Origin of the sequence: Streptomyces sp. NPDC050636, from assembly GCF_040654775.1 — a bacterium.
Lineage (GTDB): Bacteria > Actinomycetota > Actinomycetes > Streptomycetales > Streptomycetaceae > Streptomyces.
The window spans coordinates 1-10479 of the sequence record NZ_JBFAIP010000153.1 but is presented as its reverse complement, the minus strand read 5'-3'; the positions used below and the strand labels follow the sequence as shown (position 1 = coordinate 10479).

Below are 10479 nucleotides of genomic sequence, written 5' to 3'. Positions count from 1 at the left end.
CCATGGGGGACCCACCGGCCGAAGTCCCCCGGCTACCGCTGGGAGGTGCCCCCAGGGGGAGTGGCGTTGAGGGGTGCGTGCTGCGCGAATGTGAGGCCGAGCGGAGCGAGGTTTCGGCATGAGTCGGCTGACGATCACGATGCACCATGTGCGGGCCGCGCTGAGCGGGGCGCGGCGGCTCGGGATCGACACCGTACCGCTGCTCCAGACCGCGCAGATCCCGCCACTGCTGCTCGGCGACGACCGGGCGCGGGTCACCCCCGAGCAGTTCACCCGCTTGGTCAAGGCGCTGCACCATGCCACCGGCGACGAATTCCTGGGCCTCGGACCCACCCCCAGCCGCCGCGGCACCTTCGCGATGATGTGCCACGCCTGCCTCGGCTGCCACGACCTGGGATCGGCGCTGGACCGGGCGGCGCGCTTCTACGGGCTCTTCCCCGGCGGCCCCGAGATGTCCGTCGAAACGGCCGCCGCCGCGGACGGGTCCGAGGAGGCCGTCTTCTCGGTGCGCAACGATCTGCGCCCGTACGACGAGGGCAACTTCCTCTCCGAATGCGTCCTGATCATCGGGCACCGGCTCTCCAGCTGGCTGATCGGGCGGCGCATCCCGCTGCGCTGGGCCCGGTTCGCCTACCCGGCACCGGCCCACGCCCACGAGTACGACGTCCTCTTCGGCTGCCCGGTGCGCTTCGGCGCCGAGCACACCGCCGCTGGCTGGGACGCACGCTGGCTGGCCGCGCCCGTCGTACGGGACGAGGCCGCGCTGGCGGCGATGCTGCGGCGGGCGCCCGCGGATCTGCTCAGCCGGCGCGACTACGGCACGACCGTCGCCGAGCAGGTGCGGCGCACCCTGGCCCAGGCGCTCCGGGCCGAGGCCCCGGCGCGGCTGCCGGAGGTGGGCGAGGTCGCGGCCCGGCTGGCGGTGAGCCCGGCGACGCTGCGGCGCAGGCTGCAGGCCGAGGGCACCTCGTACCAGCGGCTGAAGGACTCGGTGCGCCGGGACGCGGCGATCGCCTCGCTGGTCGCGGGGCAGGAGCCGATCGCCGAACTGGCGGCGCGGATCGGCTTCTCGGAGGACACCGCCTTCCACCGGGCCTTCCGCCGGTGGACGGGGACGACGCCCGGCGTATACCGGCTGAACGGGAACGGCGCGGGAGCCCGCCGTGACCTGCCGGACCGCGGCCATGACCGTCATGAGCTGTCGGCCTGCCATGACCGTCATGAGACAACGGGTCAACAAAGCTGAGCGTCCCGGTCAGCACCTTCCTTACCCACGAGTCACTACGGTCGCCCCAACCACCCCAGCACATGCGTCAGTTGGGAGAGCCGCATGCACCGTCGCTCCACAGCACTCACCGCCCTCGCCGCCCTGTCCCTGTCGCTCGGCCTCACGGGCGCGGGCGCCGCGTCGGCCGGGCAGACCGCGGCCGGCAGCCCCGGCGACCTCGTGACGTCCGCCCCTACGTCCTTCCACCCGCTTCCGGGCCAGCCGACCAACACCCGGGCCTGGCACATCACCTACCGCTCCACCACCGCCAAGGGCACCCCCAACACCGTCTCCGGGACGGTCATCGTCCCCAAGGACGGCAAGCAGGGCCCACGCCCCCTGATCACCTACGCCGTCGGGACGGTCGGCCTCGGCGACTCCTGCGCGCCCTCGGCCGGCTTCCCCAAGGGCACCACGATGGAGGCCAACCTCATCCAGCAGCTGACGTCCCGCGGCTGGGCCGTCGCGGTCACCGACTACGAGGGCCTGGGCACCCCAGGCGATCACACCTACACCGTGGGGCGAGCCGAGGGACAGGCCGTCCTGGACGCCGCCCGCGCCGCGCAGCGGCTCCCCGAAGCGGCCGCGGCCGGCGTTACCAAGGACTCACCGGTCGGCATCATGGGCTACTCGCAGGGCGGCCAGGCCAGCAGCTGGGCGGCCGAGCTGCACCGGTCCTACGCGCCCGAACTCCAGGTCAAGGGCACCGCGACCGGCGGCGTCCCGGGCGATCTCACGAAGGTCGCGGACGCCAACAACGGCAATGTCGGAGCCGGACTGATACTGATGGCCGCCGTGGGCCAGAACGCGGCCTTCCCCGAGCTGCACCTGGAGAAGTACCTCAACGACAAGGGCCGCAAGTACGTCGACTTCATGCGGAACAACTGCGTGGCCATCGACACCGTCGCCGGGGCCTTCAAGAAGATCTCGGACTTCACGGTCAGGAACCCACTGTACGAGGCGGACTGGCAGCAGCGGCTGCGCGCCTCCAACCTGGGCACACGCAAGCCGGACGCCCCGGTGTACCTCTACCACGGGACCGTCGACGAACTGATCCCGTATGCGGTCGGCAAGCAGCTGCGCGCCGACTGGTGCGGCAAGGGCGCCAACGTTCGGTGGACCTCGATCCCGCTCGGTGAACACATCGTCGGCGCGATCGTGGGCGCCACACCGGCCGCCAACTGGCTCTCCGACCGCTTCGCGGGCAAGCCGGCGAACGGAAACTGCGGCTGACCGACCGCGCAGAGCGCGCGCCGCGCCCACCCGGAGCCCCGGGTCACCTCGACGGCAGAGGTGACCCGGGGCTCCGCGCACGCCGGACTGCGCCATACGGGTCGGATGTTGGGGCCAGTCGGGCGATACCCCGGCGTGCCGCGCATGGGGGACCCGCCGCGGGGTCTACATCTCCATGTCCCCCTGAGGTTGGAGTAAGCCGTGAGCCCTGACACCGAGGTCTGGCAGTGCCCCTTCGCCCACACCAACGGCCTGGAATTCGACCCACTGCTACAGCAGCTGCTGAACGAGGCGCCCATCGCCCGTATCCGCATGCCGCACGGCGAGGGCGAGGCATGGCTGGTGACCAGGTATGACGACGTCAAATTCGTCACCACCGACCGCCGGTTCAGCCGGGCCGCGGGCATCGGGCGCGATCTACCCCGTATGACGCCCGCCCCGATCGCCCAGGTGGAGGCGATCAATCTCATGGACCCACCGGAACACAACCGGCTGCGCCGCCTGGTGGCCAAGGGCTTCACCAACCGCCAGGTGGAGCAGCTGCGCTCGACCACACAGCGCATCGTCGACGGCTTCTTCGACGAGATGACCGAGCACGGCGCCCCCGCCGACCTCATCCGGTTCCTCTCCTCGCGGCTGCCGCTCACCACCATCTGTGAGCTGCTGGAGATCCCGGCGAGCGACCGCCGCCAGCTGCGCGGCTGGGCCATGGACATGATGGCCGTCGGGGTGCCCGACCGGGAGGCGGCCGACGAGGCCAAGAAGCAGCTGCGCGCCTATTTCACCGATCTCACCGCCCAGCGGCGGCGCGACCCGGGCGAGGACCTGCTGAGCAGCCTGGCCACCGCCAGGGACGGCGACGAACTCCTCGACCCGCAGGAGCTGGCCGTCCTGGGCATGGTGCTGCTCGTGACGGGCCACGACACCACCACGTACCAGCTCAGCAACATCACGTACACGTTGCTGACCCACCCGGAACAGCTCGCGAAGCTGCGCACCGACCCCGAACTGCTCCCGACCGCCCTGGAGGAGCTGCTGCGCTTCATCCCCTTCCGCCAGGGAGTGGGCATCGCCCGCGTGGCCACCGAGGACGTCGAGATCGACGGCGTGACCGTACGGGAAGGAGAGGTGATCCACGTTTCCTACCTCGCCGCCAACCGCGACCCGCAGATGTGGGAGCGGCCCGGCGAGCTGGACCTGGAACGCGGCAGCCCGCACCACATGACGTTCGGCTACGGCACCCATCACTGCCTCGGCTCCCACCTGGCCCGGATGGAACTCCAGGTCGCCATCGGCACGCTCCTCGACCGCTTCCCGCATCTGCGTCTTGCCGTACCGGAGGACGAGATCGACTGGAACACCGGATCGATCTGGCGCTATCCGCTGGCCCTGCCGGTCGCCTGGTGAGGCCGGCGTATCCGACGACGTCCGCCGACTGGACCCTTGGAGGGAACCAGCCATGACAACGTTGTGCAGACCGGCCATAGCCGTGCCCGAACACATCATCACCCTCGAAGAGACGCTGGAACTCGCCCGCTCCCTGCACGCGGGACACGAGCAACTCGGCCTGGTCCTACGGCTCATCGAGAACACCGGCGTGCGCACCCGCCATCTCGTCCAGCCCATCGACGCCACACTCCGACATCCCGGCTTCGAGAAACGCAACGCGCTCTACACCGCGGAGGCCAAGGAACGGGTGCCCGAGGTGGTCCGCAGGGCGCTGGACCACGGCGAAGTGACGGCCGAGGAGATCGATCTGCTGATCTATGTCTCCTGCACGGGCTTCATGATGCCGTCGATGACCGCGTGGATGATCAATGAGCTGGGCTTCCGCACCGATACCCGGCAGCTGCCGATAGCCCAGCTGGGCTGTGCCGCCGGCGGCGCGGCGATCAACCGGGCGCACGACTTCTGTCGCGCCTACCCCGATGCCAATGTGCTCATCGTGGCCTGCGAGTTCTGTTCGCTGTGCTACCAGCCGACCGACCTGGGTGTGGGATCGCTGCTGTCCAACGGGCTGTTCGGCGACGCGATAGCCGCCGCCGTGGTACGCGGCAAGGGCGGCCACGGCGTATGGCTGGAGCGCAACGGCTCGCACCTGGTGTCGGACACCGAGGACTGGATCTCCTACGCGGTCCGGGACACCGGCTTCCACTTCCTTCTGGACAAGCGGGTGCCCGGCACGATGGAAATGCTCGCCCCCGCCCTGCGTACGCTGGCGGAGCAGCACCGCTGGGACGTCACGGACCTGGACTTCTACATCGTGCACGCCGGCGGCCCGCGCATCCTCGACGACCTCTCCCAGTTCCTGTCCCTCTCGCCGGAGACGTTCCGGTTCAGCCGGGCGACGCTCACCGAACGCGGCAATATCGCCAGCGCGGTGGTCTTCGACGCGCTGGACCGGCTCTTCGACGAGGGCAAGGTCCCCGCTCCCGGCACCGGCCTGATAGCCGGGTTCGGCCCGGGGATCACCGCGGAGATGGTGCTGGGCCGCTGGACGGCGGCGTCGCCGGACCACAGCGCGTCGCACGACGCGGTCCGTTTCTCCCCCATAGGCAGGCCGCCTCCCGACACCCTGGGCGGGCCCGTCGACGGATCGGCGGCCGCACCCGCCCGGTGAGGTAGGCGGCAGAGCCCTCTCCGGGAGAGCCGGGAAATCCTGCGGCCGGTGGCGTGACATCCAGCACACGCCACCGGCCGCTTCCATACCGCGAGTTGCGCGGTCGGGTGGGGTCAGCCCTCTTTCAAGAGCGCGGACCCGTAATAGTCTTCCTCGTCCTTCACACCGGGCAGCGTGAAGAAGTAGCCCCCGCCGATGGGCGCGATGTACTGAGCGAAGGCCTCGTGCTCCAACCGCCGCTGCACGGTGGCGAACTGCCGCTCCACGTCCTGCTGGTAGCAGCAGAACATCAGCCCGATGCTCATCTTGCCGTCGCTGTCGAATCCTTCGTCGTAGTTGTAACTACGCCGGTAGATACGGGAGTCGGCGGTCGCCTTGGTCCGCGGATTGGCGAGCCGGATATGCGCGTCCAGCGGAATCTTCTCGCCGTGCGGGTCCTTGCGGTAGTGCGGCTTGTCCGTCTCCTCGTCCCCGTCCAGCGGAGCCCCGCTCGACTTGTGCCGCCCGAAGATCTGCTCCTGTTTGGTGGCGGGCACCTTGTCCCATGTCTCCACGTCGAGGCGGATCAGGCGCAGCACCTGATAGCAGCCGCCCAGCGCCCAGTCCGGCTCGCCGGCCTCCTCCGTCACCCACATCAGCTTTTTCATCAGCTTCTTCGAGGTGACGTCCGGGTTCTCGATCCCGTCCTTGAAGCCGACGAAGGTACGCGGATGGGTCCCGACGGGCCGCGGCGGATTGAGGTACGCGTCCGTCCGCCAGCGCGGCCGGATCAGTCCGTTGGTCTCCCGCGACAGGTCGCGGATGACGTGGTTGCAGGCGTCCGGATGATCCGCGCAGATCTGCAGCGACAGATCGCCGTGGCAGCGCTCCGGATTCAGCTGGTCGTTGGGGAACGACGGCATCGGCTTCAGATGCCGGGGCCGGTGCGCGGAGAGTTCGAACCGGTCGTCGAAGAGCGACGCGCCCACGCCGAGCGTGATGGTCAGCAGGTCCTCGGTCGGCTGCACGTCCTCGTGCTGGTGCTTGTCCTTCCCCACCCCGCCCGTGATCAGGCGGGCCCGATCGGTGATCTTCTTGAGCAGCTTCTTGAGCTCCTTGCGGTCGTTCGCCAGCACATCCAACCCGAGGAAGCTCGCGTGGAGTTGCTGCGGTGTCGTGATGCCGGCCTGATGGCTCCCGTGGAACGGGATCCTCCTGGGGGGCCTTCTGTCGAAGGGCGTGCTGCCCCCGCTCCGGTCCGCTGGCGCGGCGTACGCCTGCCCGCCGAGACTCCCGGCGGCCGTTGCCCCCGCGATCCCCGCCGCGCACTTGAGAAACCCGCGGCGCCCTTCATCGCCCGCCAGAGCACGGCCTTCGCCGGTCAGATCATGTTTCATCGTTCTGCCATCCCTGCCTGCGTCATCCGGTACCCGTTTCTCGAAACACCTGGGCTGTGTCACAACCCTGCGCGATGGTTTCCGCACGTGACGCCAAGGCCATGGCCGACACGTCGTCGAGCCGCCCGATGTCACGCGTGAGGACGCAGCGAAGTCCGCCGATCGGCCCCAGGCGGGGACCGCCGAGCGTGCGCCGCATCGCGCGCGGACCTGCCACGGATGGCCCAGACGGACCCTGCCCCCACGCGCCACCGCCCTCCCGCGCTCCTATCGTCGGCCCTGTGACCTGCCGGAACACCGGCACGGTCGAACGCCCTGAGCAACCGTCACACCCCCACCTGCCCCCGTCCCTCCCCGTCGAGCCCATGGACCCCACACATGAGCACCTCCACCTCGCCCTCCGCCCACGCCCTGCCGGATGTCCCGCTGCGTATCGACAGGGGAACCGCCGGGCCCGAGGATCTCGCCGCGATCACCGTCATCCTGTGCGCCGCCCATCTCATCCACGCACACGCCGTCAACGACCAGCACCACCGCCGCAAGCGCCCCGCCGCACACGACATGAGGGGCCACACGGTCCGCACCGCCTGCTGGTCCGGCTGCTGGAGTTGCGCCTGAGCCCGACGGACGCCGGGCCCGCTGCCCGGGAGATGGAACGGGAGCGCGCCGCGATGGCCGAGACCGTCTCCGGCCGGCCCGCTCCGTGCGCACCTCCCGTCGTCAAGCGGAAGTCAAACCGCGGAAATATGATGAAGGCGGGAAAGAGCGGGATCCCCAGGTCAGGAGGCCAGAACGGAAACGCTGCGCGGGGAGCACCCCGCAGTGGCCCATGAACCGATGCACTTTGGAGCGGTCCATGCTTCGGCGTCGTCCCCCGCGGTCGGCGAGCGCCGACGACCTGCTGACCACGCTCGGGCGGTTGACCGCTCAGGCGCGGGAAGGGGCTGAACTTCAGCAGGCACGGGTGGAACTCGCCGAGGCACTGCAGCGCGAGATGCTTCCGGCGACCCTGCCGGAAGTGCCGGGGCTGCAGGCCGCCGCCACCTATGCGCCCGCCCGGCACGGCCTGGACATCGGCGGCGACTGGTTCGACGGCTTCCCGCTGCCGGACGGCGGGCTCGCGTTCTGCATCGGCGATGTGCAGGGCCACGACGTCGAAGCGGCCGCCTTCATGGGGCAGATCCGCATCGGGCTGCGCGCCGTGGCCGCCGGCGCCGCCGACCCGGGGGAGGTGCTCAGCCGGGCCAATGACCTGCTCCTCTCAGTAGACTGCGGCCTCTTCGCGACCTGCACATTCCTCCGCTTCGACCCGGACACCTGGGAGCTGAGCAGCGCCCGCGCCGGCCACGTACCCGGCGTCTGGGCCACCGCCGACGGCCGGTTCGGCCTCGCCGAGGACGCGGGGGGCCTGCCGCTGGGCATCCTGCCGGGGGAGTCGTACCCGGTGACCCACCGCAGGCTCACCAAGGCGGGCATGTATGTGCTGCTCACCGACGGGGTGATCGAAGGGCCGTCGTTCCCGATCGAGGTGGGGTTGGCAAAGGTGGCCCGGATCGTCAGCGAGAAGGTCGGTGCCGATGCGGCCGAGGTGGCGGCCGGGGCGATGAGCGTGGCCGAGTACACCGGGCACCAGGACGACGCCGCGGTGATCGTCCTGTGCTACGACGCGGCGGAGGACAGGCCCGGGTGAAGCGCGGGTGCGGGCGCGCGTGTCGTGGCCGACGCCGGGACACCGGCGTTGTCTGATGGCTGATGTGGTGCGCACCGAGGAATTCCGGCGTCTCGCTACAGCAGTCCTGAAGATCCTCGCCTTCGCCGCCGTCTACTACGCGTCCGCTCAGGTCGGCCTGCTGGAGCAAGTGGTGATCGGGGGTGCGGTGGTCACGCCCCTGTGGCCACCCACGGGCATTGCCCTGAGCTGCCTGTTCTACCTCGGCCTGTGGACCTGGCCGGGAATCGCCGTCGGGACGCTTCTCGTCGTCGCGTCGCTCGGCCCGGTCGACGCCGGGGTCCTGGGGATCATCGTCGGTAACACCCTCGCGCCGGTGTGCTCCTACCTGATGCTGCGCCGCGTCGGCTTCCGCGTCGAGATGGACCGGCTGCGCGACGGGGTGGCGCTGGTGGCCCTCGGCGCCTTCGCCGGAATGCTGGTCAGCGCGACGATGGGCGGCCTGACCCTGCTGGTCACGGGTGCCCTGCCGGAGGGCGGCTTCTGGCCGACGTGGGTGTCGTGGTGGGTGGGGGACGCGATGGGCGTGCTGGTGGTCGCGCCGCTGCTGCTGGCTTTCCGTACGTTCCGGTGGCCCCGGGACGTCCGCGTCTACCGGTGGTTCGAGGCGGCGGCGCTGGCGGGCGGCTGTGTCGTGGTCTCGCTCCTGGTGACCAGGACCGCCCTCTCCGTGCTGTTTCTGGCCTTTCCGCTGATCATGTGGGCGGCGCTGCGCTTCCAGCTGGTCGGTTCGGCGCCCTGTGTGCTGGTCCTGTCCGTGCTGGCGATCAGGGCGGCGACCGAGCAGTCCGGGCCGTTCACCGGCCAGACCCTCCTTCACGCCATGGTCAATCTCCAGGCCCTCAACGGGTCCGCGGCGCTGACCGCGTTGCTGCTGTCGGCGATCGTCACCGAGCAGAACAGCATCCGGCGGAAGATCGAAGAGGTCTGCCTCGATCTGGCCGAGGTGGTGGACCGCCTCGCGCCGGGGGAGAGCCGGCACCAGTGGCCGCCCGAGGACGGCGAGAAGCGGTGAACCGCCGCCCCGGGGGGAATGCCCCGGCGACCCGTCAGCCGCCCAGCAGCTCCCCCAGGTCGTAGCCGACCGGCTCCTCCAACTGGTCATAGCTGCAGCTCTCCGGCGTACGGTCGGGCCGCCAGTGGCGGAACTGGGCCGTATGACGGAATCTGCTGCCCTCCATGTGGTCGTACGCCACCTCGCACACCCGCTCCGGACGCAGCGGCACCCATGACAGATCCTTGCCGCCGCTCCACCGGCTGGGTGCCCCGGGCATCCGCCGGGAAGCGTGGGCTGCCTCGTCGGTCCAGTTGCCCCAGGGATGGCCCGAGACGTCGTCCATCCGCAGCGGCTCCAGCTCCTCGACCAGCTCGCGCCGCTTCGCCATGGGGAACGAGGCGCACACCCCGACATGCTGGAGGTGCCCGGCACTGTCGTGCAGCCCCAGCAGCAGGGACCCGACGACCGGTCCGCTCTTGTGCAGCCGGTAGCCCGCGACGACGCAGTCCGCGGTGCGGGCGTGCTTGATCTTGTACATGGAGCGGTCGCCGGGCCGGTACGGCAGGTCCAGCGGCTTGGCGACCACCCCGTCCAGTCCCGCCCCTTCGAACTGTGTGAACCAGCTCCGGGCCAGCTCCTGATCCGTGGTGGCGGGCGCGGTGTACACCGGCGCCCGGGCCGGCCGGAGCGCCTCCACCAGCGCCTCCCGCCGCGCCGACTGCGCCTCGTTCATCAGCGACTCCGAGCCGAGGGCCAGCAGGTCGAAGGCGATGAGCGAGGCGGGCGTCCGCTCGGCGAGCGTGCGCACCCGTGAGTCCGCCGGATGAATGCGCTCCAGCAGCTCCTCGAAGTGCAGCCGGCCGTCATGGGCGATGACGATCTCGCCGTCGACGACGCACCGCGGCGGCAGCTCGGCCCGTGCGGCGGTGATCACCTCGGGAAAGTAGCGGGTGAGTGACTTCGTCGTACGGCTGGCGATCTCGATGTCCCTGCCGTCCCGGAAGACGATCACACGGAATCCGTCCCACTTGGCCTCGTACTGCATGCCGGCGGGGATCTTGGTCACCAGCTTGGCGAGCATGGGGGAGACCGGGGGCATGACAGGCAGATCCATGGTCCCGATCCTGGAGGCTCGCCCCGCTTCCCGCGCGCCGGGACGGCTCCCGGGATGGCTCGAAATTGCTGGCACAGGCCCGGCAGGGGCGGGCGGTGGAGCGACGGGCGCTTGAGCCAGTAGGCGGTGCAGGTAGTCAGGTG

Annotated in this window: 9 protein-coding genes; 7 read left to right on the top strand and 2 right to left on the bottom strand. The window is 70.3% G+C overall.

All coding sequences use genetic code 11. The features are described from left to right. Positions 1–118 precede the first annotated feature (118 nt). The 4 genes from AB0I10_RS38710 (at position 119) to AB0I10_RS38695 (ending at position 5120) form a co-directional block, all read left to right on the top strand. Positions 119–1246: an AraC family transcriptional regulator gene (locus tag AB0I10_RS38710; protein ID WP_363157441.1), complete on the top strand. Its 1128-nt coding sequence runs from the start codon at positions 119–121 to the stop codon at positions 1244–1246. A gap of 84 nt (positions 1247–1330) precedes the next feature. Then, on the top strand, positions 1331–2500 hold the full coding sequence (locus tag AB0I10_RS38705; protein ID WP_363157440.1) for a lipase family protein: 1170 nt from the start codon (positions 1331–1333) through the stop codon (positions 2498–2500). A 201-nt stretch (positions 2501–2701) separates the two neighbouring features. Then, positions 2702–3907 (top strand): cytochrome P450, encoded by a 1206-nt coding sequence (locus AB0I10_RS38700; RefSeq protein WP_363157439.1) that lies wholly within the window; start codon positions 2702–2704, stop codon positions 3905–3907. Between the two features lie 52 nt (positions 3908–3959). Beyond that, positions 3960–5120, top strand: a complete 1161-nt coding sequence (locus tag AB0I10_RS38695; protein ID WP_363157438.1) for a type III polyketide synthase — start codon at positions 3960–3962, stop codon at positions 5118–5120. A 113-nt stretch (positions 5121–5233) separates the two neighbouring features. Here AB0I10_RS38695 and AB0I10_RS38690 read toward each other — a convergent pair whose 3' ends face one another. After that, a complete protein-coding gene (locus AB0I10_RS38690) occupies positions 5234–6496 on the bottom strand; it encodes a Dyp-type peroxidase (RefSeq protein ID WP_363157437.1) in 1263 nt (420 codons plus the stop codon). Between the two features lie 378 nt (positions 6497–6874). Here AB0I10_RS38690 and AB0I10_RS38685 point away from each other — a divergent pair, with 378 nt between their 5' ends. The 3 genes from AB0I10_RS38685 to AB0I10_RS38675 all read left to right on the top strand — a co-directional run bounded on the left by AB0I10_RS38685 (position 6875) and on the right by AB0I10_RS38675 (position 9240). Beyond that, positions 6875–7114, top strand: coding sequence for an acyl-CoA carboxylase subunit epsilon (locus AB0I10_RS38685; RefSeq protein WP_363157436.1), 240 nt, complete (start codon positions 6875–6877; stop codon positions 7112–7114). A gap of 238 nt (positions 7115–7352) precedes the next feature. Next, the gene (locus AB0I10_RS38680) at positions 7353–8186 is read left to right on the top strand and encodes a PP2C family protein-serine/threonine phosphatase (RefSeq protein WP_363157435.1); all 834 of its coding nucleotides are present in this window, start codon (positions 7353–7355) and stop codon (positions 8184–8186) included. A 64-nt stretch (positions 8187–8250) separates the two neighbouring features. After that, positions 8251–9240 (top strand): MASE1 domain-containing protein, encoded by a 990-nt coding sequence (locus AB0I10_RS38675; RefSeq protein WP_363157442.1) that lies wholly within the window; start codon positions 8251–8253, stop codon positions 9238–9240. 34 nt (positions 9241–9274) lie between these two features. Here the strand turns inward: AB0I10_RS38675 and AB0I10_RS38670 are convergent, their stop codons facing one another. Beyond that, on the bottom strand, positions 9275–10336 hold the full coding sequence (locus tag AB0I10_RS38670) for an ATP-dependent DNA ligase (RefSeq protein ID WP_363157434.1): 1062 nt from the start codon (positions 10334–10336) through the stop codon (positions 9275–9277). Positions 10337–10479 lie beyond the last annotated feature (143 nt).